At 67.8% G+C, this 24,572-nt stretch carries 25 protein-coding genes and 1 pseudogene; 8 read left to right on the forward strand and 18 right to left on the reverse strand.

Annotation, left to right across the window (positions count from 1 at the left end):
- Positions 1-28 precede the first annotated feature (28 nt).
- The 4 genes from V9L20_RS25835 to V9L20_RS25850 all read right to left on the reverse strand — a co-directional run bounded on the left by V9L20_RS25835 (position 29) and on the right by V9L20_RS25850 (position 4,790).
- The gene (locus tag V9L20_RS25835) at positions 29-595 is read right to left on the reverse strand and encodes a hypothetical protein (RefSeq protein WP_337298730.1); all 567 of its coding nucleotides are present in this window, start codon (positions 593-595) and stop codon (positions 29-31) included.
- Positions 592-2,628: a molecular chaperone HtpG gene (gene htpG / locus V9L20_RS25840; protein ID WP_337298731.1), complete on the reverse strand. Its 2,037-nt coding sequence runs from the start codon at positions 2,626-2,628 to the stop codon at positions 592-594. Before htpG ends, V9L20_RS25835 begins: the two co-directional genes overlap by 4 nt.
- A gap of 146 nt (positions 2,629-2,774) precedes the next feature.
- On the reverse strand, positions 2,775-3,815 hold the full coding sequence (locus tag V9L20_RS25845; protein WP_337298732.1) for an ABC transporter substrate-binding protein: 1,041 nt from the start codon (positions 3,813-3,815) through the stop codon (positions 2,775-2,777).
- 57 nt (positions 3,816-3,872) lie between these two features.
- Positions 3,873-4,790 carry a LysR family transcriptional regulator gene (locus V9L20_RS25850; protein ID WP_337298733.1) on the reverse strand — a complete coding sequence of 306 codons (918 nt, stop codon included), beginning with the start codon at positions 4,788-4,790 and terminating at the stop codon, positions 3,873-3,875.
- Positions 4,791-4,889: 99 nt separating this feature from the next.
- Here V9L20_RS25850 and V9L20_RS25855 point away from each other — a divergent pair, with 99 nt between their 5' ends.
- Positions 4,890-5,900: a zinc-dependent alcohol dehydrogenase family protein gene (locus V9L20_RS25855; protein WP_337298734.1), complete on the forward strand. Its 1,011-nt coding sequence runs from the start codon at positions 4,890-4,892 to the stop codon at positions 5,898-5,900.
- A 173-nt stretch (positions 5,901-6,073) separates the two neighbouring features.
- The gene (aqpZ, locus tag V9L20_RS25860) at positions 6,074-6,778 is read left to right on the forward strand and encodes an aquaporin Z (protein WP_126750036.1); all 705 of its coding nucleotides are present in this window, start codon (positions 6,074-6,076) and stop codon (positions 6,776-6,778) included.
- Positions 6,779-6,785: 7 nt separating this feature from the next.
- On the opposite strand, the gene V9L20_RS25865 is transcribed toward aqpZ, so the two are convergent.
- From V9L20_RS25865 to V9L20_RS25885, 5 genes are all read right to left on the reverse strand, one after another.
- Positions 6,786-7,124 carry a hypothetical protein gene (locus V9L20_RS25865; protein ID WP_126750035.1) on the reverse strand — a complete coding sequence of 113 codons (339 nt, stop codon included), beginning with the start codon at positions 7,122-7,124 and terminating at the stop codon, positions 6,786-6,788.
- A gap of 114 nt (positions 7,125-7,238) precedes the next feature.
- Positions 7,239-8,639 (reverse strand): sensor histidine kinase, encoded by a 1,401-nt coding sequence (locus V9L20_RS25870; RefSeq protein WP_337298735.1) that lies wholly within the window; start codon positions 8,637-8,639, stop codon positions 7,239-7,241.
- Positions 8,636-9,292 (reverse strand): response regulator, encoded by a 657-nt coding sequence (locus V9L20_RS25875; protein WP_126750033.1) that lies wholly within the window; start codon positions 9,290-9,292, stop codon positions 8,636-8,638. Before V9L20_RS25875 ends, V9L20_RS25870 begins: the two co-directional genes overlap by 4 nt.
- Before the next feature lie 129 nt (positions 9,293-9,421).
- Positions 9,422-10,528, reverse strand: a complete 1,107-nt coding sequence (locus V9L20_RS25880) for a winged helix DNA-binding domain-containing protein (protein WP_337298736.1) — start codon at positions 10,526-10,528, stop codon at positions 9,422-9,424.
- A gap of 10 nt (positions 10,529-10,538) precedes the next feature.
- Complete coding sequence (locus tag V9L20_RS25885) at positions 10,539-11,363, reverse strand: pseudouridine synthase (RefSeq protein WP_337298737.1); 825 nt, start codon at positions 11,361-11,363, stop codon at positions 10,539-10,541.
- Positions 11,364-11,457: 94 nt separating this feature from the next.
- Here V9L20_RS25885 and V9L20_RS25890 point away from each other — a divergent pair, with 94 nt between their 5' ends.
- From V9L20_RS25890 to V9L20_RS25905, 4 genes are all read left to right on the forward strand, one after another.
- Positions 11,458-12,597 carry an MGDG synthase family glycosyltransferase gene (locus V9L20_RS25890; protein WP_337298738.1) on the forward strand — a complete coding sequence of 380 codons (1,140 nt, stop codon included), beginning with the start codon at positions 11,458-11,460 and terminating at the stop codon, positions 12,595-12,597.
- Complete coding sequence (locus V9L20_RS25895; protein WP_337298739.1) at positions 12,594-13,085, forward strand: hypothetical protein; 492 nt, start codon at positions 12,594-12,596, stop codon at positions 13,083-13,085. The genes V9L20_RS25890 and V9L20_RS25895 overlap by 4 nt, the downstream gene beginning before the upstream one ends.
- Entirely contained in the window at positions 13,082-13,660 is a 579-nt protein-coding gene (locus V9L20_RS25900) for a dual specificity protein phosphatase family protein (RefSeq protein ID WP_337298740.1), read from the forward strand. The genes V9L20_RS25895 and V9L20_RS25900 overlap by 4 nt, the downstream gene beginning before the upstream one ends.
- Before the next feature lie 100 nt (positions 13,661-13,760).
- On the forward strand, positions 13,761-14,891 hold the full coding sequence (locus V9L20_RS25905; protein ID WP_337298741.1) for a zinc-binding dehydrogenase: 1,131 nt from the start codon (positions 13,761-13,763) through the stop codon (positions 14,889-14,891).
- Between the two features lie 44 nt (positions 14,892-14,935).
- Here the strand turns inward: V9L20_RS25905 and kdpE are convergent, their stop codons facing one another.
- Genes kdpE through V9L20_RS25950 form a run of 9 tightly spaced genes read right to left on the reverse strand, consistent with a single transcriptional unit; the run spans position 14,936 to position 23,575 of the window.
- Positions 14,936-15,628, reverse strand: a complete 693-nt coding sequence (gene kdpE / locus V9L20_RS25910; protein WP_337298742.1) for a two-component system response regulator KdpE — start codon at positions 15,626-15,628, stop codon at positions 14,936-14,938.
- A 4-nt stretch (positions 15,629-15,632) separates the two neighbouring features.
- Entirely contained in the window at positions 15,633-18,389 is a 2,757-nt protein-coding gene (locus tag V9L20_RS25915; protein ID WP_337298743.1) for a DUF4118 domain-containing protein, read from the reverse strand.
- 25 nt (positions 18,390-18,414) lie between these two features.
- The gene (locus V9L20_RS25920; RefSeq protein WP_258502784.1) at positions 18,415-18,549 is read right to left on the reverse strand and encodes a hypothetical protein; all 135 of its coding nucleotides are present in this window, start codon (positions 18,547-18,549) and stop codon (positions 18,415-18,417) included.
- Positions 18,539-18,895, reverse strand: a complete 357-nt coding sequence (locus V9L20_RS25925; RefSeq protein ID WP_258502786.1) for a hypothetical protein — start codon at positions 18,893-18,895, stop codon at positions 18,539-18,541. Before V9L20_RS25925 ends, V9L20_RS25920 begins: the two co-directional genes overlap by 11 nt.
- An 11-nt stretch (positions 18,896-18,906) precedes the next feature.
- Positions 18,907-19,482: a potassium-transporting ATPase subunit KdpC gene (kdpC, locus tag V9L20_RS25930; protein ID WP_337298744.1), complete on the reverse strand. Its 576-nt coding sequence runs from the start codon at positions 19,480-19,482 to the stop codon at positions 18,907-18,909.
- Between the two features lie 13 nt (positions 19,483-19,495).
- Positions 19,496-21,595: a potassium-transporting ATPase subunit KdpB gene (gene kdpB / locus V9L20_RS25935; protein WP_337298745.1), complete on the reverse strand. Its 2,100-nt coding sequence runs from the start codon at positions 21,593-21,595 to the stop codon at positions 19,496-19,498.
- 12 nt (positions 21,596-21,607) lie between these two features.
- Positions 21,608-23,338, reverse strand: coding sequence for a potassium-transporting ATPase subunit KdpA (kdpA, locus tag V9L20_RS25940; RefSeq protein WP_337298746.1), 1,731 nt, complete (start codon positions 23,336-23,338; stop codon positions 21,608-21,610).
- A gap of 1 nt (position 23,339) precedes the next feature.
- Complete coding sequence (gene kdpF / locus V9L20_RS25945) at positions 23,340-23,438, reverse strand: K(+)-transporting ATPase subunit F (RefSeq protein WP_337298747.1); 99 nt, start codon at positions 23,436-23,438, stop codon at positions 23,340-23,342.
- Entirely contained in the window at positions 23,435-23,575 is a 141-nt protein-coding gene (locus V9L20_RS25950) for a hypothetical protein (RefSeq protein ID WP_337298748.1), read from the reverse strand. Before V9L20_RS25950 ends, kdpF begins: the two co-directional genes overlap by 4 nt.
- Before the next feature lie 177 nt (positions 23,576-23,752).
- Between V9L20_RS25950 and V9L20_RS25955 the strand changes: the two genes are divergently transcribed.
- Together V9L20_RS25955 and V9L20_RS25960 are read left to right on the forward strand one after the other, a co-directional pair.
- A complete protein-coding gene (locus V9L20_RS25955) occupies positions 23,753-24,421 on the forward strand; it encodes a helix-turn-helix transcriptional regulator (protein WP_337298749.1) in 669 nt (222 codons plus the stop codon).
- 38 nt (positions 24,422-24,459) lie between these two features.
- Positions 24,460-24,572 (forward strand): annotated as a pseudogene (locus V9L20_RS25960) (superoxide dismutase [Fe]); the annotation flags it as partial.

Genomic DNA, 24,572 nt, shown 5'->3' on the forward strand with positions numbered 1-24,572 from the left:
CCGCGGCACCACACGAGTCGAGGGACATTCAAGGGGCGACGGGATTGCCCGGCGTGCCCAGCCCGCCAGCCAACTCGGCGGCGGAGGCCACGGCGGGCTGGCGATAGGAGACGCGCACGGCCGCAGGCTGCGGCATTGCCGCAGGTGTGGCCGCCACGGCCGGCCTGGTCACCCCGCCTTTGGTGATGGTGACCGGCGCGTTGGATGCCGCCACGGGCGCGACAGGCGCAGGAGCCGCTGCGGCGGTGGCCGTGGCGAGCGCAGGCGCGGGCTTCACGGCATTGGGGTCGTGCAGCACCACGCTCTTGCTCACGCCCACGCCGGTGCCGATAGGCCCCACGCCGACGCCCACACCCACGCCGGCCGAACCGGCCACCACGCCCGAGTTGTTGACCGCCACGCCCGCGCCGAGCGGGCCCCAGCCGGTATTGAGCCCGACCGAGAAATTGCCGTCCTTGGTGGCACCCAGGCCGAGCGAGAGCCCGGGCACCAGCGGAATGCCGATGCGGTAGTGCGAACAGCCGCTCATCGAAACCAGCAGCACCGCCGCCGCAACGGCGGCCCCTGCCCGAACGATGCGCGGCCGGGCGTTCACACCAGCAGCGCGTTCACGCGCCTCACGTAGGCCGCGGGATCGGCCGGCAGGCCGCCTTCGGCCAGAAGGGCCTGGTCGAACAGAATGTTTGCCAGATCGTCGAAGTGCTCGGAGCCGTCGAGCTTCTTCACCAGCGCGTGCTCGGCGTTGACTTCGAGCACGGGCTTCAGGTCGGGCGCGGGCTGGCCGGCCTGCTTGAGCATGCGCGCAAGCTGCGTGCTCATGCCGCCGTCCTGCACCACCAGGCAGGCGGGCGAATCGACCAAGCGCGTGGTCACGCGCACGTCGCCGGCCTTGTCCTTGAGCGCTTCCTTGAGCTTCTCGAGCATCGGCTTGAAGGTTTCGGCGGCTTCCTCGGCGGCCTTCTTCTCGGCCTCGTCCTGCAGCTTGCCGAGATCGACCGCGCCCTTGGCCACGCTCTGCAGCGGCGTGCCGTCGAACTCGGTGAGGTAGTTGAGCGCCCACTCGTCCACGCGGTCGGTCATGAGCAGCACCTCGATGCCCTTCTTCTTGAAGACCTCGAGCTGCGGGCTGTTCTTGGCGGCGGCGAGCGTGTCGGCCGTGATGTAGTAGATCGCGTCCTGGCCTTCCTTCATGCGCGCCTTGTAGTCGGCAAAGCTCACGCTCACCGTGTCGCTCGTGGTCGAGGCAAAGCGCAGCAGCTTGGCAATGCGGTCGCGGTTGCCGAAGTCTTCGCCCAGGCCTTCTTTCAGCACGGCGCCAAACTCGGCATAGAACTTGGCGTACTTGCCCGATTCGTCCGCCGCGGCAGCCGCGGTTTCGGCCGCGGTAGGTGCGTTCTTGTCGACCACGTCGGTCACCGCTTCGGTCGGCTCGGGTGCGGGCACCGATTCGCCGGAGCCCACGTCGATCTTGCCCTCGCCGCTTTCCGGGCCGGTCTTCTGCTTCTTGGCCAGGTCTTCGAGCATGCCGAGCACGCGCTTGGTGCTGCCCTCGCGAATGGCCTTCACGTCGCGGCTTTCCTGCAGCAGCTCGCGGCTCACGTTGAGCGGCAGGTCGGACGAGTCGATCACGCCCTTCACGAAGCGCAGGTAGCTCGGCAGCAGCGCCTCGGCGTCGTCCATGATGAAGACGCGCTTCACGTACAGCTTGACGCCCGCGCTCTTTTCGCGGTTCCACAGGTCGAACGGCGCCTTCGAGGGGATGTAGAGCAGCTGCGTGTACTCGGTGCTGCCCTCCACGCGGTTGTGGCTCCAGGCGAGCGGCGCCTCGTAGTCGTGGCTGATGGTCTTGTAGAACTCTTCGTACTGCTCGGGCGTGATGTCCTTCTTGTTGCGGCTCCACAGGGCATTGGCCTTGTTGACCGTTTCCCATTCGCCGGTCTTGACCATGTCGCCGGGCTGGTCGTTCTCGCCTTCCTTCCACTCCTCTTTTTCCATGAGGATGGGCAGCGAGATATGGTCGGAATACTTGCCGACGATCTGCTTGAGCTTCCAGGCATTGAGGTATTCGTCGGCGTCGTCGCGCAGGTGCAGCGTGATGCTGGTGCCGCGCTCGGCACGCGTGATGTCGGCCACTTCGAAGTCGCCCGCGCCGCCGCTCACCCAGCGCACGCCCTGCGCAGGCGGCAGGCCGGCGCGGCGCGATTCGACCGTGATCTTGTCGGCCACGATGAAGCCCGAGTAGAAGCCCACGCCGAACTGGCCGATGAGCTGCGCATCGGCCTTCTGGTCGCCGCTGAGCTTGCTCATGAAGTCCTTGGTACCACTTTTTGCGATGGTGCCCAGGTTGTCGATGGCTTCCTGGCGCGACAGGCCGATGCCCTTGTCGGTGATGGTGATGGTGCGCGCGGCCTTGTCGAACGAAAGGCGCACGTCCAGGTTGGGCTGGTCTTCGTACAGCTCGGGGTGGTCGATGGCCTCGAAGCGCAGCTTGTCGCAGGCGTCCGATGCGTTCGAGATCAGCTCGCGCAGGAAGATTTCCTTGTTGGAGTACAGCGCATGCGTGACGAGATGCAGCAGTTGCGCGACTTCAGCCTGGAACGGTAGTTTCGTATTGGAAGAATCAGCCATGGGAAAGAAGAAATATCGAAACCAAAAAATTCTAAGCCGGACAGCCTTGACCGCACGTCCGACCCGCCAACTCTGCGAGTTGGGGCTGGCGCCCCAAAAAACAATAGGCCGCATTTCTTGCGGCCGCGTGAAGCCCCGCGCAGGCTTTACCTGGGTTGGGATTCCACTTCGCGGGTCCAGCGGTCGATGAGCCGCTTTCGCTCGGCGGCCTTGCCGTATTTCTCGAAGTCGTACTTGATGAGCTTCACGTCGCTCATCGACGGAATGCGCGCGTCGGGCTTGAAGGTCTTGTTGGCCGGCGACTGCAGGCTGCCGGCCTGCCCGCCGATCGCCTGGCCGACCGGGCTCATGAGCCAGTCGTAGTAGCGCCTGGCATTCTCCTTGTTGCGCGCGCCCTTGACCAGTGCGATGCCGCCCACCTCGTAGCCCGTGCCTTCGCAGGGCGCGGCAGTTTTTACCGGAAATTTGTCGTACCGCCAGCGCTCGAAGCCGAAGATGAAGCTCACGCCGACCGCCACTTCGCCCTTGGCCACGTTGGGCGCCTGCGCCTGGCCGCTGCGGGTGTAGCTGGTCACGTTGCGGTGCAGCTTCTTCAGGTAGTCGAAGGCCGCGTCCTCACCCATCTGCTGCACCAGGCCCGCGATGATGGTGTAGGCCGTGCCGCTGGAGGCCGGGTGCGAAATTTCGATCTCGCCCCTGTATTCGGGCTTGACCAGGTCGGACCAGCACTTGGGCTCGCTCAGCTTCTTTTTCTTGAGCAGGTCGGTGTTGAAGCCGAAGCCGATGGCGCTGGTGTAGAAGCCGCCCACCATGTTCTGCGACATGGCGTATTGGCGCACCGCCCAGTCGTGCAGGTCGTTGATATAGGCCGGCCGGTAGGCTTCGAGCAGGCCTTGCTCGGCCGCCTGCAGGAACGGGTCGCCCGTGCCGCCCCACCAGATGTCGGTCTTGGGGTTGGCCGCTTCGGCGCGCAGTTGGGCACCGATTTCTCCGGTGCCCTTGTGTGCCTGCTGCACCCTGATGCCGGTCTCGCGTGTGAAGGCCGCGGCGGCCGCCTCGCACCAGCCCGCGTCGGTGCTGCAGAGTGCATTCACCGTGCCCTGCGCCGCCGCGCCCGTCGTAAAGAAGGCCAGGAAGCCCGCGCATGCGGCTAGGGCCGCGACGTTCCTGATGGCAAAAGGGCGCATGCGTTCTCCGGCAAGTGATGGAATGGCAACAAGCCGCAGGATAGCGGGCAAACCAGCTCAGCGGGCAGCCAACAGCGGCGGCAGGTGCTCGGCGAGCCAGTCGATCACCACCCGCGTCTTGTGCGGCAGGTAGCGGCCTTGGGAGCGGATGACGTTGAGCTCGAAGCCGAAAGGCCGCGGCTCCTCGAATACGCGCACCAGCGTTCCCGCGGCCAGCGCTTCGGCGGCGAGCCAGGCCGGCAGCCGCGACAGGCCCATGCCGCCAATGGCGGCTTCGAGCAGCACCTCGGCACTGTCGCAGCGCAGCCGCGAAGGCAGCACCACCTCGACAAGCCGGCCTTCGGCATCGTGAAAGCGCCAGGGCCAGATCTGCCCGTCGCGGGCATAGAACACCGCCTCGTGCGACGACGGAGCCGCCAGCTCGGCCACGCTTGCCGGGCGTTCGTGCGCCGCCAGATAGGCGGGCGCGGCGCACAGCATCATCCACTGCATGCCGACCGGCCGGGCCACCAGGTCGGCGGTGTCGGGCAGCCCGCCGCTGCGAATGGCAAGGTCGAGGCCCTCCTCGACCAGGTCCACGCGCCGGTCGTTGAATGAAAGCTCCAGCGAAAGCCCCGGATGCCGGCGCGCGAGCGCAAGCAGCAGCGGCCCGACCTTCATGCGCCCGAGCATCGCGGGCATGCTGAGGCGCACCAGCCCCGTCGCGGTGCAGCGCGCGGCATCGGCCATCGCCTCGGCGGCGTCGAGCTCGGCCAGCGCGCGGCGGCAGCGCTCGTAGTAGCCGTGGCCTTCTTCGGTGAGGCTCTGGCTGCGCGTGGTGCGCAAAAAGAGCCGCGTGCCCAGCCGCGCCTCGAGCCGCGCGATGCTCTTGGCCACCGCCGAGCGCGTGACGTGCAGCCGCTGCGCAGCGAGCGCGAAGCTGCCGGCCTCCACGGCCGCGACAAATTCTTCTATGCCTTGGAGACGTTGACTCATTGGAGATTTTCAGGCGCCATGAAGTGGAAAATTATCCACCACTGGATAGATCGACTCACCAATAGCATGAACAGCTCTTTGTTTATATGGAGTCTTTTCATGCAGGAACCTCAAGCGCTTCGCCGCTGGCAACTCTCTTCTTTTGGCAACGAGCACCTCGAACAGGTCGAGCGGCCGCTCCCCACGCCCGGGCCTGGCCAGATCCTCGTGCGGGTGGGCGCGGTGTCGCTCAACTACCGCGACCTTCTGATGGTGCGCGACGGCATGGGCATGAAGTTCGACATGCCTTTCACGCCCGCCTCCGACATGGCCGGCACCGTCGTGGCCGCGGGCGCGGACGTGCGGCGGTTTGCCGTCGGCGACCGCGTGATCAACACCTTCTGGGGCGGATGGATCGACGGCCAGTGGACGGCCGATGCGGTATTGGCCGGCGGGCCCGGACCGGGCATGCTCGCTTCGCACGTTCTCCTCGACGCTGCCTGGGCCGTGGCCGCGCCGACCACACTGGACTTTGCCGAAGCGAGCACGCTCCCCTGCGCCGGCCTCACCGCCTGGTTCGCCCTGGCCGAAACGGGGGCGCTCCGGCCCGGCCAGACCGTGCTGATCCATGGCACGGGCGGCGTGGCGCTGTTCGGTTTGCAGATTGCGCGGCTGCATGGCGCGCGCACCATCGTGATCTCGGGCAGCGAAGACAAGCGCGCGCAGACCCTTGCACTCGGCGCCACCCACGTACTGATACGCGACAGCGACTGGCCCGCCGAAGTGCGTCGCCTCACGCAAGGCCGCGGCGCCGACCATGTGCTCGAGCTCTCGAGCGGGCCGAACCTCGATCGTTCGCTGCAGGCGACTGCGCAAGGCGGGCGCGTATCGATCATCGGCATGCTCGGCGGCGAAACGCTGAGCGCTTCGTTCTATGCCATGGTGCTCGGCCGCGTCACGGTGCAAGGCATTGGCGTGGGCCATCGCCGTGCGCTCGAAGACCTGGTGCGCGCCGTCGACGTGAACGCGCTCAAGCCCGTGATTGCGGCGCGCTACGCGTTCGATGCATTGCCCGATGCGCTCGACCACCTTGCATGCGGCGCCTTCGGAAAGATCGTGGTCACGCTCTGAGACGCCTCGTTAGCCGGTTGCGGAACGCGTGTCAGAAACAAAAGATCGCCGATTTGTGAACAGGTTCCGATAGATGCAACAACATGCGTGACGCTTGTTGTTTCCATTCCTAGAATCCGCCCGCGCCATGGCCCAGGCCACGCATTTTTCTAACAACTTCAGGATGGAACAACATGGAACATAGCACCTACAAAAAGTGGTCGGCCGAGTTCATTGGTACTTTTTGGCTCACGTTCGGCGGCTGCGGTAGCGCTGTTCTGGCCGCGGCCTTTCCGGGCCTTGGCATCGGCTTTCTGGGCGTCTCGCTGGCGTTCGGCCTCACGGTGGTGACCGGCGCCTATGCGCTCGGCCCCATCTCGGGCGGCCACTTCAACCCCGCCGTCTCGATCGGCCTCGCGGCCGCGGGCCGCTTCAAGGCTTCGCAGCTCGCGGGCTACATCGTGGCGCAAGTGCTGGGCGCCATTGCAGCGGCCGGCGTGCTCTACCTGATTGCCACGGGCAAGCCCGGCGCAGACATCGGCGGCTTTGCCACCAACGGCTTCGGCGAGCACTCGCCCGGCAAATACGGCATGACTGCCGCGCTGGTGTGCGAAGTGGTGCTGACCGCGGTGTTCCTGATCGTGATCCTCGGCTCCACCGCCAAGCGCGCAGCCGGTGGCTTCGCGGGCCTGGCCATCGGCCTGTGCCTCACGCTGATTCACCTGATCTCCATTCCGGTGACCAACACCTCGGTCAACCCGGCGCGCAGCACCGGCCCGGCGCTGTTCGGCCCCTCGTATGCAGTGTCGGAGTTGTGGCTGTTCTGGCTCGCACCCATCGTGGGCGCGATCATCGGCGCGGTGATCTACCGCGCGCTGCTCAGCAACAACGACGACTGATCTTCGGTCAGCTGCCGCTGGCCGACTGCACCAGCGGCAGCGAGGTCGACTGGCCGATCGATTCGGTCCCGCTCGCGTGCGATGCCGCGTACGCGCCGGCCTCCACATCGGACACCGGGATCGTCGAGTTCATGGCCGGCGCGCTGGTCGACTGGCCGATGGACTCGGTGCCGCCGGGCCGCGCGGCAGCCATTGCACCCGCAAGCACGTCGGGGTTCTCGGGCGAATTCATCTGCAGCGGGTGGTAGTCCGAGCCGTCGGTCGTCTCGGCCGACGCATGAACGGCACCCAGCGCCGCAAACGCGGCAAAGGAACCAAGGGCAAGAAGCTTGAAGGAAGTGCGCATGGTGTGTGCTCCTGAATGGCGGTTGTCCCCGGCCGCGTGCCATCGCGCGAACTGCGCGTGGCAAGGCCTGAACGCACTCTAGGCAGCCGGACTGAGCTGGCCCTGAGCAATGAATTAGCTGGCAATGAGCGGCGCCGTCGGCGGCGGAAGATGCACCCGCGCCATCAGTCCCGAGCCACCCCCTTCCGCTTCGGCGCGGTTGCACAGCTCGATGCGCAAGCCGTGCCGCTCGGCCGCCGTGCGCGCAATGGCGAGCCCCAGCCCGCTGCCGCCCGCAGGTGAGCCCGGCACGCGAAAGAAGCGGTCGAACACGCGGCCGATCGATGCTTCGGGAATGCCCGGCCCGTTGTCCAGCACGTCGACCACGGCATGGCCGCCTACTTCGTGCAGCCGCACATCGACCACGCCGCCTTCGGGCGCATAGCGCAGTGCGTTGTCGAGCAGGTTGTCGAACACGCTGCGCAACTCGGCGGCCGGTGCGTGCACCACGGGCGCAATCGATCCCTCGAAGCCGATGTCCACGCGCCGCGCGTCGGCCAGCACCATCAGCTGGCTTACGCTTTCGCGCAGCAGGGCTTCGATGTCGACCGGCTCGCCCGGCATGGGGCGGCCCGGTGCGTCTTGCCGCGAGAGGCTCAGCAGCTGTTCGATCAGGTGCTGCGCGCGCGTGACGCCGGCTTCGAGCTGGTTGAAGCGCTCGGTGGCTTCGCCCGCAGGCACATGCGCGCGCAGGTTCTCGATCTGCAGGCCGATGGCGGCCATGGGCGTGCGCAGTTCGTGGGCTGCGTCCTGCACGAAGCGGCGCTGCGTGGCAAAGGCATTGCGCACGCGCGACAGCAGCTGGTTGAAGGCCTGTACCAGCGGCGCGATCTCGTCGGGCACGCGCGCCAGCGAAAGATCGGTGAGGCTGCGCTCGTCCTGCGAGGCCACGTCGCGCGCCACCGCCCGCAGCGACCGCGAGGCCGCCGACACGATGAGCCACAGGATCAGCAAGGCCAACGGCAGCAGCAGCGCGATGGGCAGGCCTTCGAGCAGCGCGCGGCGCAGTGCCCGGCGCCGCCGGTAGTCCTCGTTCTGCAGCACCTGCACGCGCGGCTGGTCGGCGCGCGGTCCGGGGTCGGCGGTGAACACGCGCCAGCGCGAATGCGTGTGCGCGCCGGTGCTCGCATCGCTGAAGCCCGGTCGCGGCTGCAAGGGCACCGCAGCCAGCGGCGGCCACGAACTCGCAAGCAGCGTGCGGCCGTCGGCGCTCCATATCTGCACCACGAAGGCGCCGCGTGCAAAGGCGGCTTCGCCGTCGAGCGGGCGAGGCGCGCGGGGCGGATCGGTGCCCGCATGGGAATCGGCCACGAGCCGCATCTGCTCGTCGAGCGCGTTGTGCACCAGGTCGCCATACGCGACGAAGGTGAACCACGCCGTGAGCGCCGCCGCCGCCACGTGCAGCGTAATGAGCCAGAACAGCAACTGCGAGCGCAGCGAGCGCGGACGCCACCAGCGGCCCGGCGCAGCGCTCATGCGACGACGCGCCATCCCAACCCGCGCACGTTGCGGATCGACTCGGCACCGAGCTTGCGGCGCATGCCGTGGATCAGCACATCGATGGCGTTGCTGGTCACTTCCTCGCCCCAGCCGTAGATACGGTTCTCGAGCTGCTCGCGCGAGAGGATGGCGCCGGGCCGCTCCAGCAATGCGTGCAGCAATGCAAATTCGCGCGCCGTGAGCGCCTCGCGCGTGCCGTGGATCACCACCTCGCGCGTGGTCAGGTCCAGCTGCATCGCGTTGCCGCCGATCAGCGAATGCGCGGCGCCGTCGCGCCGGCGCACCACTGCCCGCATGCGCGCCAGCAGCTCGCGAAATTCGAAGGGCTTGCGCAGGTAGTCGTCCGCGCCAAGGTCGAGGCTGTGGATGCGGTCGTCGAGCCCGTCGCGCGCGGTGAGCACCAGCACCGGCGTGGCGTCGCCGCGTTCGCGTGCGCGCCGCAGCACCTCGGTGCCGTCCTGCCGGGGCAGCCCCAGGTCGAGCAGCACGCAGGTGTAGCCGCCATCGCCGAGCGCGCTTTGCGCCAGTTCGCCGTCGCGCACCCAGTCGGCCGACCAGCCCGCGCCCTCGAGCGCCTGCTTCAGGCTGCGCCCGATCATCTCGTCGTCTTCCACCAGCAGCACACGCATCGTGTCGACTCCTTGGGCGGCAAGGCAGCAGCGTGTCGGGATGAGCGGCAGTGCCTTGCGCCGTGGCGCAGCGTAGGGGCGGAGTCTTAGGCGAGTCTTAGGGCCTGTCAACGCTGCACTGGCAAAGGCTCACAGCACGCGCACGTCGTGCCGCTCGCCCTCGCCGTCCGCTGCAAAGGCCAGCAGGCGCATGGCCTCTTCCTGCGCGCCGAGCCGGTCGGCCTTCGACCAGCGCGTGAAGGGCTCCAGCACCGCGGTGGCCGTGTTTTTCGCACGCTCGATTTTCCAGATGCCTGCAACGAAGCCGTCGAGCAGCACCGTGCCGCGAACGATGCCGTTCACGGTGAACACCCGGGCACGGTGCTCCTCGCTCATCACACGGCTGCGGTCGGCATGCGAGAGCAGCAGGTTGTCCCATTCGGCGACCAGGCGCGGCGGCGCGAGCGTGTCGGGGTCGGGCCGCGGCGCGCGGGGCAGGTCGAACAGATCCTGTCCTTCATCGCCGGTGAACACGCGCAGCTGCGGCCCCAAGCGCTCGGCCACGGCCTTCCAGCCCGTGAGGCCCGACCATGCACCCGCATCGGCGAGCGTGGCGGGCCCGAAGGCCGCCAGGTAGCGCAGCAGCAGGTCGTCCTGCGTGGCGGGCGCCACGTCGGCGGCGGATTCGCCCAGCCACTCTGCAATGGGTTGCAGCTGTGCGCTCTGGTGCGAGTTCCAGCTGCCCGCCGGAGGCAGGTGCACCAGCGGTACGTTGTTGCGGATGAGTGCTGCGAGCGAAGCGGGCTCACGGTCTTTCCATTGCAGCGCGAGCGCCTGCCCGAGTTCGGCACTGGCAAGCGGGCCTTCGCGCAGCAACGCCAACCCGGCCTTCACCACGGCCGCGTGGTCGATGCCTTCGAGCGCCCGCGCATGGCTGCTGCCCCGCAATCCGCGCTGATGCACCGGCTCGAGCAGCGGCCGCCAGGCCAGCGCGTCGGATGCGGCCATCAGGTGCAGGGTCGCGCGCATCGTCGACATGCGTACGATGCGCCGCTTCTTCAGCGCCTCGGTCAGCTGTTCGCGCCGAAAGCCCTCGAGCCGGCTCCACAGGCCGATGTAAGGCGGGTTCGGCGCCTGCGCCTGCAGCCCCGCCAGCTTTTCGATGGCCTGCGTGACCGTCGCCTTGCGCCGCTCCAGCAGCATCTGCCGCGCCAGGGTGGCCCGGTTCAGCGCGCGCTGGCTCAGCACCACGGCCATGGGCAAGAACTCAGAACTTCTCGTGCGGGCCGAGGTAGCGCCACTGCCCCACGGGCAGGTTGCCGAGCATCACCTTGCCGATGCGCACGCGCTTCAGGCCCACCACCTTCAGGCCGACCAGCTCGCACATGCGGCGGATCTGGCGTTTCTTGCCCTCGGTGAGCACAAAGCGCAGCTGCTCGGGGTTCTGCCATTCGACCCGCGCCGGCTTGAGCGGCTGGCCGTCAAGGCTCAGGCCGTGGCGCAGTTTGGCGAGCATCGCCTGCGGGAAGACCGCCTGCACATTGGTCGTGACGGGATCGTCGTCGTCCATGCGCACCAGCTGCCCGGTAGGCGCGGGCTGGCCCAGGCCGTGACACGCCACGCGCACCAGGTATTCCTTCTCCATCACCGAGTCTTCGCCGATCAGCTGGCGCGCGATGCGCCCGTCCTGGGTCATGACCAGGAGGCCGATCGAATCGATGTCGAGCCGGCCGCACGGCGCAAGGCCGCGCAACTGCTGGGGGCTGAAGAAGAAGCGCGCGTTGTCTTCGGCCCAGCGGTTCTGCGGCGTGAAGAGCGTCACTGCCGGCTCGTGGCCGTCCTCGGCCTGGCCGCTCACATAGCCGATGGGCTTGTTGATCAGGATGGTGACCTGGTTCGCCTGTTGGCCCTTGGCGGCCTTGTCCACCTCGATGCGGTCGGACGGCGTGACCTTCACGCCCATTTCGGCCGGCTTGCCGTTCACCTTCACCCAGCCGTTGGCAATCCACTCGTCGGCCTCGCGGCGTGAGCAGAGGCCCAGCTCGGCCATGCGTTTGTTGAGGCGTACAGGTGCGGCGGGAGCGTCAGTCATGCCCGCATTTTCGCCCATGGTCGGTGTCGGCGGGATGTGTCGCATTGCATGGGGATAATGCGCGCCAATGGCCCGCCGACGGCCCCGGACCCGAATGACAAAAATCCTGATCCTCAGTGTGAGCGCCGGCAACGGCCATGTGCGCGCAGCGCAAGCCCTCGAAGCCGCCATGCAATCGGCCCCGCCGCACACGGCGGTCCACATCGATGCCATGGCCCATGTGGCCGGCGGTTTTCGGAAGGTGTACACCGACTGGTACATCCAGCTCGTGAACCGCGCACCGGAGCTGTGGTCTTACCTGCACCAGCGCGCCGACGCCACGCCGCACCACGCGCCCTCGCAGCGGCTGCGCCGCGGCATCGAGCGGCTGAGCACCGGCGCCCTGGTGCGCGAGATCCGCCGCGAGAAACCCGACGCCGTGATCTGCACCCACTTTCTGCCGGCCGAGCTGCTGATGCGCGAGCGCAACCGCGGACGCATCGACTTTCCGGTGTGGCTGCAGATCACCGACTACGACCTGCACAACATGTGGCTGGTGCCGGGCATGGCGGGCTACCTGGCCGCGACGGAAGAAGTGGCCTTCAGGCTCCGGGCGCGCGGCATTCCGGCCGAACGCATCCATGTGACGGGCATTCCGGTGATGCCGGCTTTCTCCGAGCCCGATGCACCGGCCCTCGCGCGCGATGCCTGCGCCGCGGCGCTCGGCCTCGACCCCGCGCGGCCCGTGTTGCTGATGGCCTCGGGTGGCGCGGGCGTCGGCGACCTGCCGAGCATGGTCGAACGCGTGCTTTCGCTCGGCGGCGACAGCGGCTTCCAGGTCATTGCCGTGGCGGGCCGCAACGCCGAGGCGCACACCAGGCTGCAGGCGGTGGCCGCGCGCCACCCCGGCCGCGTGGTGCCGATCGGCTTCACGAACGAAATGCACAAGCTCATGGCCGCAGCCAACCTGGTGGTGACCAAGCCGGGCGGTCTCACGGTGTCGGAGTGCCTCGCGCTCGGCAAGCCGATGCTGCTGATATCGCCGATTCCGGGCCAGGAAGAGCACAACGCCGGCTTTCTCATGGAAGAAGGCGCGGCCTGGCTCGCCTACGACGCGATCGGCCTCGACTACAAGGTGGCGCGCCTGATGGCCGACCCCGCCAAGCTGGCCGACATGGCCCGCCGCAGCCGCGCGCTCGGCAAGCCGCGGGCGGCGGCCACGGTGCTGCAGCGCGTCTTGGGTGAAGCAGCATGAGCGGCGCGCCGGAAAAAACGGGCGTGGCCCGCACCATCGGCTACCTGGCCTGGGTGGTGGTGATGGCTTTTTTCTTTGCGAACGCCGAGATCCAGATCGAAGGCGGCGCGGGCTGGGCCACGTCACTGCCCACCTGGCGCATCGAGAACAACATCTGGCTCGACATTTTCTGGGGCGGCCGTGCGATGACGGGCTATCACGCCTGGGTGTTCACCTTCATGGCGCTGGTGTTCTTTGCGCCCTTGGCCTTCAACGGCCGCTGGACCTGGCGCGACGTGGGCTTGGCCGTTGCGGGCCTGATCGTCTTCTGGGTCTGCGAAGACTTCCTGTGGTTCATCATCAACCCGGCCTTCGGCTGGGCACGGTTCAATCCGGTCGATGCGTTCTGGCACAAGCACTGGGTCTGGGGCGCGCCGGTCGACTACTGGGGCGGCCTGGCGGTGGCCTTGCTGATCCTGGTGACCCGGCACTGGCGGCGCGCGAAATGAGCATAAGGCGCGCGAAACGCAAAGACCGCGACGACAACGCCGCCGCGCACGCCGTGCCGCGGCCCGGGCACTGGGCCGATCCGCTCGACACGCTCCAGGTCGAAAACCTGCACCGCATCACGCCCACGCTGTACCGCAGCGCGCAGCCGCGCATCGCCAACGTGGCGGCGCTGAAGGCCCTGGGCATTCGCACCATCGTGAGCCTGCGCTCCTTCAACGACGACCGGAAGGTGTTTGCGGGCAGCGGCATCCGGCTGGTGCGCGTGCCGATCAACACCTGGTCCATCGACGACACCAAGGTGCTGCGCGCGCTGGTCGCCATTCGAGAAGCCGAAAAGCAGGGCCCGGTGCTGATCCACTGCATGCACGGCGCCGACCGCACCGGCGTGGTGGCGGCGGTCTATCGCATGGCGGTGCAAGGCTGGGACAAGGAGAGCGCGCGGCTCGAGATGCTGCGCGGCGGCTACGGCTATCACACGCTGTGGCGCAACATTCCCCGCTACATCGACCGGCTCGATCCGGAGAAGATGCGCCATGCGCTGGACCACGCGCCGGTGATTCCCGTGGTGTCCTGAAGGCGCCCTGCAGACTTCGCGGGCCGCTCCTATACTGGCCGCCCCGTGGCCTTGGGCCACCTTCGAACAGACCCTTCTTCGGGGTCGCAAGGGGTTCTTCATGGCACTGCAACTGCGCTCTCTCATCCGCGCGAACGGCGAACTCGAACTCTCGCTGCACGACGAACCGGTGCCCGAACCCCAGGCGCACGAGGTGGTGATTCGCGTCGAGGCGTCGCCCATGAACCCGTCGGACCTGGGCCTGCTGTTCGGCGCGGCCGACATGAGCACCGCCAAGGTCTCCGGCACGCCGGAGCGGCCCGTCGTGACGGCCACCGTGCCCGAGCGCGGCATGCCCATGATGGCCGGGCGGCTGGACCAGTCGATGCCGGTCGGCAACGAAGGCGTCGGCGTGGTGGTGAAGGCCGGCTCGTCGGCCGCGGCGCAGGCGCTGCTCGGCAAGACGGTGGCCGCCATCGGCGGCGCCATGTATTCGCAATACCGCGCCGTGGCGGCCGCCCAGTGCCTCGAGCTTCCCGCGGGCACCGCGCCGGCCGAAGGCGCATCGTGCTTCGTGAACCCGCTCACCTCGCTCGGCATGGTCGAGACGATGCGGCGCGAGGGCCACAAAGCGCTGGTGCACACGGCCGCGGCATCCAACCTGGGGCAGATGCTCAACAAGATCTGCCAGAAGGACGGCATCGACCTGGTCAATATCGTGCGCAAGCCCGAACAGGAGGCGCTGCTGCGCGGCATCGGCGCCAAGTACGTGTGCAACGCGAGCTCGCCCACCTTTCTTGAAGACCTGACGCAGGCCCTGGTCGAAACAGGCGCCACGCTGGCCTTCGACGCCACCGGCGGCGGCAAGCTCGCAGGGCAGATCCTCGGCTGCATGGAAGCCGCGCTGAACCGCACCGCAAAGGAATACAGCCGCTATGGCTCGACCACGCACAAGCAGGTCTACATCTACGGCGGCCTCGACCGCTCGCCGACGGAGTTTGTGCGCAACTTCGGCATGGCGTGGGGCATGGGCGGGTGGCTGCTGTTTCCGTTCTTGCAGAAGCTTGGGGACGAAGGTGTGCAGCGTTTGAAGGCGCGCGTCGTTGCTGAATTGAAGACGACGTTTGCGAGCCGGTACACGCGGGAGGTTTCCTTTTTCGAGGCGCTGCAGCTGGATGCCATTGGGGTGTACGGCAAGCAGGCGACGGGGGAGAAGTTCTTGCTGAATCCGAACAAGGGTGTCGCTGCCTGATTTCTTCTTGCGGCCAGCGGTGACGTGAATGCCGCGGCCCTCAGCTAAACCACCAACCGATACCCCACCGCAGTCTCCGTCAGCAAATGCCGCGGCTGAGCCGGGTCCACCTCCAGCTTCTGCCGCAGATGCCCCATATAGATGCGCAAGTAGTGGCTCTGGTCCGTGTGCGACGGCCCCCACACTTCGCGCAGCAACTGGCGCTGCGTGAGCACGCGGCCTGCGTTGGCGACCAGCACCGACAGCAGCCGATATTCAGTAGGCGTCAGGTGCACCTCGGCGCCGGCGCGGCGCACGATGCGCGCGGCGCGGTCCAGCTCTACCTCTCCGAAACGGAACAGCGCTTCCGCCGTATCGTCGCCGTTGGCTGCGCGCGGGCGGCGCAGATTGGCGCGCACGCGTGCCAGCAGCTCGCCGGTGCCAAAAGGCTTGGTGAGGTAATCGTCGGCGCCCGCATCGAGCGCGGCGATCTTGTCGGCCTCGTCGGAGCGGGCAGACAGCACGATGATCGGCACCGCAGACCAGCCCCGCACATCGCGAATCAACGAAACGCCGTCGCCATCAGGCAGGCCGAGGTCGAGCACCAGCAGGTCGGGCTGGCGCGTGCCGGCTGCCGCAAGGCCATCCCGCAGCGTGCCGGCCTCGTGCACCACCCAGCCTTCGGCCTCCAGTGCGCCGCGCACGAAGCGGCGAATCTGAGGCTCGTCTTCGATCACGATGGCGGTGGGAGATGGCATGGCTTCAGAGTTGGGCTTCGGCCGGTTCGGGCGGCTCGCGGCGTGGCAGGGTAACGGTGAATTCTGCACCGCCGCCCTGCGCATTGGCCGCCGTGATCTCGCCGCCATGCGCACTCACTACCGCCCGGCAGATCGCCAGGCCCAGCCCGACACCCGGTGTGGCCGATTCGGCCTCTCCGCGCGTGAACTTGTCGAACAGTTTCTGCTCACGGCCCAGCAACGCGGCGGGCAGGCCGGGGCCGTGGTCGCGCACCGTGAGCACCAGCGTGCCGGGCTCGGCGCGTCCACCCACGACGATGGGCGGGGCGCCGTACTTGGTGGCGTTCTCCAGCAGGTTGACGAGCACGCGCTCGATCAGCACCGCATCGAATTCGACCAGCGGCAGGTCGGCAGCGAGCGCGGTCTGCACGACGGTGTCGCCCAGCGAGGTGCGCGCCGCGCGGATCGACGAGCCCACGACCTCTTCGACCGACTGCCAGTCGCGCCGCAGGTTCACCGCACCGCCCGCAATGCCGCTTTCGAGCCGCGCCATGTCCAGCAGGTTGTTGACCAACGCATGCAGCTCGTGCGCCTGCGCAACGATGGCACGCGCCGCGTTGCCGTGTTCTTCGGGCGGCAGCGTCTGCAGCGATTCGGCCAGCGCGATCAACGCGGTGAGCGGCGTGCGCACGTCGTGCGAGATCGCGCCGAGCAAGGCATTGCGCAAACGCTCCGACTCCATCTCGACCACGGCCTGCTGCGCCACTTCGACGTAGTGCACGCGCTCCAGCGCAATCGCGATCTGCCGCGCCAGCGTTTCGAGCTGCTGCGCCTGTTCCGGAATCAGCAGCCAGCGCGGCTGGGCGGGCGACAGCGCCAGCACGCCGCGCACGCGCATCGGCGCCTGCAGCGGCACGTAGTGCCACGGCTGTGCCGCCAGCGTGGCGGTCGCAAGGCCCGCGGGCTGGCCGTGGCGAAAGGCCCAGTCGGCCACCTGCGCATCGAAGCCCTCGGGCGGCTCCTTCGGCAGCACAAGCTGGTCGGCCGAGTCCGTCACCAGCACCAGCGCATGGCCGCCGAAGTGGCCCTGCACGGCGGCGGCACCGAGCGTGACGACCTGCGTGCTCTCCAGCGCTGCCGAGAGCTCGCGCGTGAGTTCGAACAGCGAGCGCGCACGCCGTTCGCGGCTGGTCGATACGCCCGCCGCAAATCGCAGGCCGGCCGTGAGCTGCCCCACCAGCAGGCCGACGCCCAGCATGATCGCGAAGGTCAACACGTATTGCACATCGCTTACCGCAAACGAAAGCTGCGGCGGCACGAAGAAATAATCGAAGGCCGCGACGTTGAGCAGCGCCGCCAGCGCCGAAGGCCCGCGTCCGAAGCGCATGGCCACACCGACCACGCCCAGCAGGAACAGCATCACGATGTTCGCGAGTTCGAGCACGCCGGCCAGCGGCGTGCAGGCCAGCGTGAGCGCCACGCTGGTGGCCGTGGCCCAGGCATAGCCGGGCCAGTGGATGGGCGCTTTTTCGTGATCTCCTTCGTCGGCGCGCGGCGTGTTGAGCGGCGTGCGTGCGAGGCGGCGCGCGCTGTCGACGCGGCCGACCTCCAGGATGTCGAGAGCGGGTGCATGCTGCGCCAGTGCGCGCGGCAGCGGCTCCGGCGCGGCGGGCCACCAGCGGCGCCATCCGCTCGCGGGCTCCGAGCGCCCCATCACCAGCGTGGCGCAGTTGAGCCTGCGGGCCTGCTCGGAGAGTTGCTCAGCCACATCGGAGCCCGTGAGCACCGCGGTGGCCGCGCCCAGTTCCTCGGCCAGCTTGAGCACCGCAAGGATGCGGTCGCGCTCTTCAGCGGCCAGGCGCTGCAGCCGCGGCGTCTCGACGTAGGCCGCGTGCCAGCGCACGTTGAGCTGGCCCGCAAGCCGCGCCGCGGTGCGCACCGTCTGCGCCGCGCCTTCGTGCGGACCGACGCACGCGAGGATCGCGCCCGAGGTGTTCCAGGCCTGCAGCGCGCCGCCATTCCCATCTTTTCCATTGCGGCCGGCCGCGCCGGACTGCTCGACCCGCCAGCCGCGCACATCGTCTTCCACGTGCTCCGCCGTGCGGCGCAGCGCAATCTCGCGCAGCGCGATCAGGTTGCCCTTGCGAAAGAAATTCTGCGCGGCGCGCTCCGCCTGCTGCGGCAGGTACACCTTGCCGGCCGCGAGCCGCGCCGTGAGCTCGTCGGGCGTGACATCGACCAGCACCACCTCGTCGGCCTCGTCGAGCACGGTGTCGGGCACGGTCTCATGCACGCGCACGCCGGTGATCGCGCCGACGGTGCCGTTGAGGCTCTCCAGGTGCTGCACGTTGAGGGCCGACCACACCTCGATGCCCGCGGCCAGCAGTTCCTGCACGTCTTGCCAGCGCTTGGCGTGGCGCGATCCCGGCGCATTGGTGTGGGCCAGTTCGTCGACCAGCAGCACGGCGGGCTTGCGCGCGAGGGCGGCATCGAGGTCGAACTCGGCCAGCGTGCGGCCGCGGTAGTCCAACTCGCGCAGCGGCAGGGTGTCGAGCCCCGCGAGCAGCGCGGCGGTTTCGCTGCGGCCATGGGTTTCGACCACGCCGATGAGCACGTCGCGCCCCGCGGCGCGCTCGCGTTGCGCGGCACTGAGCATGGCCCAGGTCTTTCCCACGCCCGCGCTGGCGCCGAAATAGATGCGCAGCTTGCCCCGTTGCGCACGCGCCTCGTCGTTGCGCAGTTGCGCAAGCAGGGCGTCGGGGTCGGGGCGGGTGTCGAGCATGGATAGCGTGGAATGGCTGCGCAGGTTAGCGCATCGGGCCGCGCTTGCGGCGCCTGGCCTCATGCCGCCGCGCCGTGCGCGAGAGCACCCACCAGGCAAAGCCCAGTGGAATGAAGAGCGCCGCGAGCGCCAGCACCACGTGGAAGAGGTCAGTGACCATCGCGCAGCCCGCAGCGGGCCAGGTGCTCGCGCCAGCTCACGAGCCGGCCGATCTCGCCCGAGGGCACGCACTCGATCAGGCGGTGCAGCACCTCGGCGTAGCTCGCGATGGGCAGGCGGATCATCAGACGCACGCACGGCGCATCGCTCTCTTGCGAGCAGAGGGCGTGCAGCAACGGCTCGCAGCGCACCACGCCCGCATCGGGGCAACCCGAGACGCTGCGGCGCACGCGCAGCGCGTCGGCGCAGCAGATGGTGACGTCGAGGACGTAGAACGAGCCCGTGGCGGTCACGGGCGCATGCATTCGCAACGTGCCGGGGTGTTCACGGTAAGCGGCATAGGCCATGGTTTTTCTCCTCAGCGCACCGAAGCATCGAGCGCGAGATTCAGTGCGAGAACGTTGACGCGTGATTCACCGAGCACGCCCCAAAGTGCGCTTTGCGTGTTCTTTTCGATCAGCGCATTGATCTGTTCGACCGGCACCCCGCGCACGCGCGCGACGCGGGCCGCCTGGTAGCGCGCTGCGGCGGGGCTGATGTCCGGATCGAGCCCGCTGGCCGAAGCCGTGACCAGATCGACCGGCACCGGCGCGGTGTGGCCCGGGTCCGCGGCGCGAAGCGCTTCGACACGGGCCTTGACCGCATCGGCCAGCGCCGGATTGAGCGGGCCGAGGTTCGAGCCGCCCGAAGCGCTCGCGTTGTAAGGCTGCGGCGCGGTGGCCGAGGGCCGGCCCCAGAAGTGCTTCGGATCGCTGAAGTTCTGGCCGATGAGGCTGGAGCCCACTGCGGTTCCGCCCTGCACGACCAGGCTGCCCGCCGCCTGCGAGGGAAACAGCGCCTTGGCGGCGCCGGTTACGGCCAGCGGGTAGACCAGGCCGGTAAGGGCGCCCAGCAGCGCGAAGAGCACGAGCGCGGGACGAACGATGTTGTTCATGATGAAGAACTCCTCAGACGAGATGGACGGCGACGAGCAGCCAGTCGATCAACTTGATGCCGATGAAAGGGACGAGCAGGCCGCCGAGGCCGTAGATGGCCAGGTTGCGGCGCAACAGCGCAGCAGCGCCCACCGGCCGGTAGCGCACGCCCTTGAGCGCCAGTGGAATCAGGAACACGATGACCAGCGCATTGAAGACCACCGCCGACAGGATGGCCGATGAAGGACTCGCAAGCCGCATCACATTGAGCGCACCCAACTGCGGGTAGGTCGAGACGAAGATGGCCGGAATGATCGCGAAGTACTTCGCCACGTCGTTGGCAATGGAGAAGGTGGTGAGCGAACCGCGCGTCATGAGCAGCGCCTTGCCGGTCTCCACCACCTCGAGCAGCTTGGTCGGATTCGAGTCCAGGTCGACCATGTTGCCGGCCTCCTTCGCGGCCTGCGTGCCGCTGCCCATGGCCACGGCCACGTCGGCCTGCGCAAGCGCGGGGGCGTCGTTGGTGCCGTCGCCGGTCATCGCGACCAGCCGACCTTCGGACTGGTACTTGCGGATCAGCGCCAGCTTGTCCTCCGGCGTGGCTTCGGCCAGGAAGTCGTCCACGCCCGCCTCGGCCGCAATGGCTGCGGCCGTGAGCTTGTTGTCGCCGGTGATCATCACCGTCTTGATGCCCATGCGGCGCAGCTCGGCAAAGCGCTCCTTGATGCCGGTCTTCACGATGTCCTTGAGCTCGACCACGCCAAGCACGCGGTTGCCTTCGGCCACGGCCAGCGGCGTGCTGCCGCGGCGCGCGGTTTCTTCAGCCGCGCGCAGCATCTCGGCCGGCACGCTGCCGCCCAGCGATTCGACATGCCGGCGGATCGCGTCGACCGCGCCCTTGCGCAGCAGCACGACTTCAGTATCCAGGCTATTGGGAGCGGCCGGCAGGTCGGCGCCGCTCATGCGGGTCTGCGCGGTGAACTGCACGAAGCGCGCACCTTCCACCGCCGTGGCTTCGAGGCCGTCGCGGCGCGCCAGTTCGACGATGCTGCGGCCTTCAGGCGTTTCGTCCGCCAGCGAGGCGACCATCGCGGCGCGGGCCAGGCGGGCCTTGGTCACGCCCGGCGCAGGCAGGAAGGCACTCGCCTGGCGGTTGCCGTGCGTGATGGTGCCGGTCTTGTCGAGCAGCAACACATCGACGTCGCCGGCCGCTTCCACGGCGCGGCCCGAGGTGGCAATCACGTTGGCCTGCATCATGCGGCTCATGCCCGCCACGCCCACGGCCGAGAGCAGGCCGCCGATGGTGGTGGGAATCAGGCACACCAGCAGCGCCACCAGTGCGGTGAGCGACACCACGGTGCCCGCGCCCGCCGCCTCCACGCTGAACACCGAGAATGGCAGCAGGGTGACGGTGACCATCAGGAACACGAGCGTGAGCGCCACCAGCAGGATGGTGAGCGCGATCTCGTTGGGCGTCTTTTGGCGCTTGGCCGCCTCGACCATGCCGATCATGCGGTCGAGGAACGACTCGCCCGGGTTCACCGAAATGCGCACCACCAGCCAGTCGGACAGCACGCGCGTGCCGCCGGTCACGGCGGAAAAGTCGCCGCCCGATTCGCGCACCACGGGTGCCGATTCGCCGGTGATGGCGCTCTCGTCGACCGAGGCCACGCCTTCGATGACTTCACCGTCGAGCGGGATCACGTCGCCGGTCTCGACCAACACGACGTCGCCCTTGCGCAAGTTGGGCGCCTGCTCCGGCAGGAACGTCGCGCCGCGATGCGGCTCCTGCAGCTTCTTGGCCCAGGTGTCCTTGCGAAGACCGCGCAGCGATGCCGCCTGCGCCTTGCTGCGGCCCTCGGCCAGTGCTTCGGCAAAGTTGGCAAACAGCACGGTGAACCACAGCCACACGGTAATGGCCAGCACAAACGCGGGCTTCATGCCGGTGTCGCCCGGAAAGCTCAGCGAATGCACCCAGAGCAGCGTGGTGAGAATGCTGCCGATGTACACGATGAACATCACCGGGTTGCGCCACTGCGTGCGCGGGCTGAGCTTGGCGAAGGCGCCCCACAGCGCAGGCTTGACCAGCGCCGCATCGAGCAGCGAGAGAGAGGTTTTTGTATTGGCAGTCATGGTGCGCGCCCCTTATTTCCAGAGCACCAGGTGTTCGACAACGGGCCCGAGAGCCAATGCCGGCACATAGTTGAGCAGGCCGACCAGCAGCACGGTGCCGATCAGCAGCGAGACGAACAGCGGCCCGTGCGTGGGCAGCGTGCCGCCGGTGACCGGCAGGCGCTTCTTCGCGGCCAGCGAGCCGGCAATGGCCAGCACCGGCACGATCATCGCGAAGCGGCCCAGCCACATGGCCAGCCCAAGCAGGCCGTTGTAGAACGGCGTGTTGGCCGAAAGGCCCGCGAAGGCGCTGCCGTTGTTGTTGGCGGCCGAGCTCAGCGCATACAGAATTTCAGAGAACCCATGCGCACCCGGGTTGGCGATGCCGGCCTTGCCGGCGCCCGCGATCACCGCCACCGCGGTGCCGGCCAACACCAGGATGGGCGTGACCAGGATGGCGATGGAAATCAGCTTCATCTCGCGCACCTCGATCTTCTTGCCGAGGTACTCCGGCGTGCGGCCGATCATCAGGCCCGCAATGAACACCGCGAGCATCGCGAAGATCAGCATGCCGTAGAGGCCGCTGCCCACGCCGCCGAACACCACCTCGCCCAGCTGCATCAGCACCAGCGGCACCATGCCGCCCAGCGGCGTGAACGAGTCGTGCATGGCATTGACCGCGCCGCAAGATGCCGCGGTGGTCACGGCCGCGAAGAGCGCCGATGCGTCGATGCCGAAGCGCACCTCCTTGCCTTCCATGTTGCCGCCGCTTTGCAGCGCGCTCGCCGCCTGGTCGACGCCCAGCGAAGCGAACAGCGGATTGCCGGCATGCTCGGCGGGAATGACGGCCACCACGGCAATGACGAACATCACCGTCATTGCCGCAAGCACGGCCCACCCTTGCCGCATGTCGCCGGCCACGCGGCCGAATGCGAAGCACAGCGCCGCCGGAATCAGGAAGATCGCGATCATCTGCAGCAGGTTGCTGAGCGCGGTCGGGTTTTCATACGGGTGTGCCGAGTTGGCGTTGAAGAAGCCGCCGCCGTTGGTGCCGATCATCTTGATGGCCTCCTGCGAAGCGACAGGGCCCATGGCGAGCGTCTGTGTTTGCGTTCCTGCAACCGCCTCGACCGTTTGCACGGTCTTGTAGGCGTCGAAGTTCTGGATCACGCCCTGCCCGGCAAAGGCCACCGCCAGCGCGAACGACAGCGGCACCAGCAGCCACAGCGTGATGCGTGTGATGTCCGCCCAGAAGTTGCCGACCAGGCCACCGCTCTTGCCGTCGCCGCGGCGCGCAAAGCCGCGCACCAGTGCAAAGGCCACCGCAATGCCCGTGGCAGCCGAGAAGAAGTTCTGCACCGTGAGCCCGAGCATCTGCGTGAAATAGCTCATCGTCGATTCACCGCCGTAGCCCTGCCAGTTGGTGTTGGAGACGAAGCTCACCGCGGTGTTGAAGGCCGAGTCGGGCGACACGCCCCCCATGCCGGTGGGGTTGAGCGGCAGCCAGCCCTGCAGGCGCTGCAGCGCGTACAGAAAGATCGCGCCAACGGCATTGAAGGCCAGCAGCGCGAGCGCATAGCGCAGCCAGTGCATCGATTGCTCGGGCTTGGTGCCCGCGAGCTTGTAGAGCGGCGCCTCGATGCGCTGCATCCAGCGCGGCAAGTGCCCGTCGCACAACGCGGCAAGAAACTTGCCGACCGGCCATGCCAGCAGCACAAGCGCCACGAGAAAGAGGGCCAGCAAAGACCAGGCGGAGGCGGTCATTTCAGAACTCCTCCGCGCAGATCAGCGCGAACACCAGGTACGCGAAGAGGACGACGGCAATCAATGCGCCGAAGCCGTAGATCGCTTCGAGGCTGATCATGGCCGCTCTCCTTCGCCCGTGTTCAGCTCATTCGGCGCATTCATTGCGCCCGGCCCTTCGAGCCGGTTCAGCCCGAAGGCCATGGCCGCCAATGCGGCCCACAGCGCCAGCAAGGCGCCCATCCAGACGAAATCCATTCATTGCTCCTGCAGCGAAACCAAGGCATCGAGTCTCGGCAGGGGTCCGTAAAAACGGGGAACAGAGTCGGCGCAGCCGCATAAAGAAACCGTAAAGACGTCCCGTCTTTCGCAAGGCCCTCGACAGCGGATGCACAGTCATTCAATAATCAAAGCCAAACCTGTGAAATAAAAAGGATGACCACCCGCCCTCTCGACCTGAAGCCCGCCTGGATGCCGCACCAGCCGGCAGACCGCATCCTGTCCACGCTCAAGACCCGCGGCGCGCTCGGCATTCCCGACATTGCCAAGGTGCTCGACGTGACGGTAGAGGCGGTGCGCCAGCAGATGGTCAAGCTGCAGTCCGATGGGCTGGTCGATGCCGAAAGCCGGCCGGCGGGCCGCGGCAGGCCGACGCAGATATGGCGGCTGACCGGCGCCGGGCACGCACGCTTTCCCGACACGCATGCCGAGATGACGGTGCAGATGATCAGCGCGGTGATCACCGTGTTCGGCGAGAAGGGCATGGACCAGCTCATCGGCGCGCGCGAGGAAGCCATGCGCGCCAACTACCGCGAGGCGATGCTGGGCGCGCGCAGCCTGAAGACGAAGCTCGAACGGCTCGCCGAAATCCGCAACCGCGAAGGCTATATGGCCGAGTTCCGGCCCGAGGGCGAGGGCTTTCTCTTCATAGAAAACCACTGCCCCATCTGCACCGCGGCGCGGGCCTGCACGGGCTTTTGCCGCAGCGAACTGCAGCTCTTCGAAGAAGTGCTGGGAACCGACGCAAGCGTGAGCCGCGTCGAGCATGTGCTTGCGGGCGCGCGGCGCTGCGCCTACCAGGTGAGCCCCAGAAACGCGCCTTGATTCCGACTGTTTTCAAAACCCGAAAGGAAAGACCCACCATGGAACACACCCTCCCGCCCCTGCCCTACGCCCTCGACGCGCTGGCACCCGAGTACTCGAAGGAAACCCTCGAGTACCACTACGGCAAGCACCACAACGCCTACGTGGTGAA

Source organism: Variovorax sp. CCNWLW225 (assembly GCF_037204045.1).
In the GTDB taxonomy this organism is placed as follows: Bacteria; Pseudomonadota; Gammaproteobacteria; order Burkholderiales; family Burkholderiaceae_C; genus Variovorax.

Coding starts and splice junctions, on each gene's coding strand:
- kdpF (WP_337298747.1), bottom strand. CDS start 23,438: ATGATCAGCCTCGAAGCGATCTACGGCTTCGGCGCATTGATTGCCGTC.
- V9L20_RS25895 (WP_337298739.1), top strand. CDS start 12,594: ATGAGCGGCGCGCCGGAAAAAACGGGCGTGGCCCGCACCATCGGCTAC.
- V9L20_RS25850 (WP_337298733.1), bottom strand. CDS start 4,790: ATGAGTCAACGTCTCCAAGGCATAGAAGAATTTGTCGCGGCCGTGGAG.
- V9L20_RS25920 (WP_258502784.1), bottom strand. CDS start 18,549: ATGGTCACTGACCTCTTCCACGTGGTGCTGGCGCTCGCGGCGCTCTTC.
- V9L20_RS25915 (WP_337298743.1), bottom strand. CDS start 18,389: ATGCTCGACACCCGCCCCGACCCCGACGCCCTGCTTGCGCAACTGCGC.
- V9L20_RS25905 (WP_337298741.1), top strand. CDS start 13,761: ATGGCACTGCAACTGCGCTCTCTCATCCGCGCGAACGGCGAACTCGAA.
- V9L20_RS25955 (WP_337298749.1), top strand. CDS start 23,753: ATGACCACCCGCCCTCTCGACCTGAAGCCCGCCTGGATGCCGCACCAG.
- V9L20_RS25870 (WP_337298735.1), bottom strand. CDS start 8,639: ATGAGCGCTGCGCCGGGCCGCTGGTGGCGTCCGCGCTCGCTGCGCTCG.
- kdpA (WP_337298746.1), bottom strand. CDS start 23,338: ATGACCGCCTCCGCCTGGTCTTTGCTGGCCCTCTTTCTCGTGGCGCTT.
- kdpE (WP_337298742.1), bottom strand. CDS start 15,628: ATGCCATCTCCCACCGCCATCGTGATCGAAGACGAGCCTCAGATTCGC.
- htpG (WP_337298731.1), bottom strand. CDS start 2,628: ATGGCTGATTCTTCCAATACGAAACTACCGTTCCAGGCTGAAGTCGCG.
- V9L20_RS25880 (WP_337298736.1), bottom strand. CDS start 10,528: ATGGCCGTGGTGCTGAGCCAGCGCGCGCTGAACCGGGCCACCCTGGCG.
- kdpC (WP_337298744.1), bottom strand. CDS start 19,482: ATGAACAACATCGTTCGTCCCGCGCTCGTGCTCTTCGCGCTGCTGGGC.
- V9L20_RS25890 (WP_337298738.1), top strand. CDS start 11,458: ATGACAAAAATCCTGATCCTCAGTGTGAGCGCCGGCAACGGCCATGTG.
- V9L20_RS25885 (WP_337298737.1), bottom strand. CDS start 11,363: ATGACTGACGCTCCCGCCGCACCTGTACGCCTCAACAAACGCATGGCC.
- V9L20_RS25865 (WP_126750035.1), bottom strand. CDS start 7,124: ATGCGCACTTCCTTCAAGCTTCTTGCCCTTGGTTCCTTTGCCGCGTTT.
- V9L20_RS25900 (WP_337298740.1), top strand. CDS start 13,082: ATGAGCATAAGGCGCGCGAAACGCAAAGACCGCGACGACAACGCCGCC.
- V9L20_RS25925 (WP_258502786.1), bottom strand. CDS start 18,895: ATGGCCTATGCCGCTTACCGTGAACACCCCGGCACGTTGCGAATGCAT.
- aqpZ (WP_126750036.1), top strand. CDS start 6,074: ATGGAACATAGCACCTACAAAAAGTGGTCGGCCGAGTTCATTGGTACT.
- V9L20_RS25875 (WP_126750033.1), bottom strand. CDS start 9,292: ATGCGTGTGCTGCTGGTGGAAGACGACGAGATGATCGGGCGCAGCCTG.
- V9L20_RS25855 (WP_337298734.1), top strand. CDS start 4,890: ATGCAGGAACCTCAAGCGCTTCGCCGCTGGCAACTCTCTTCTTTTGGC.
- V9L20_RS25950 (WP_337298748.1), bottom strand. CDS start 23,575: ATGGATTTCGTCTGGATGGGCGCCTTGCTGGCGCTGTGGGCCGCATTG.
- kdpB (WP_337298745.1), bottom strand. CDS start 21,595: ATGACTGCCAATACAAAAACCTCTCTCTCGCTGCTCGATGCGGCGCTG.
- V9L20_RS25845 (WP_337298732.1), bottom strand. CDS start 3,815: ATGCGCCCTTTTGCCATCAGGAACGTCGCGGCCCTAGCCGCATGCGCG.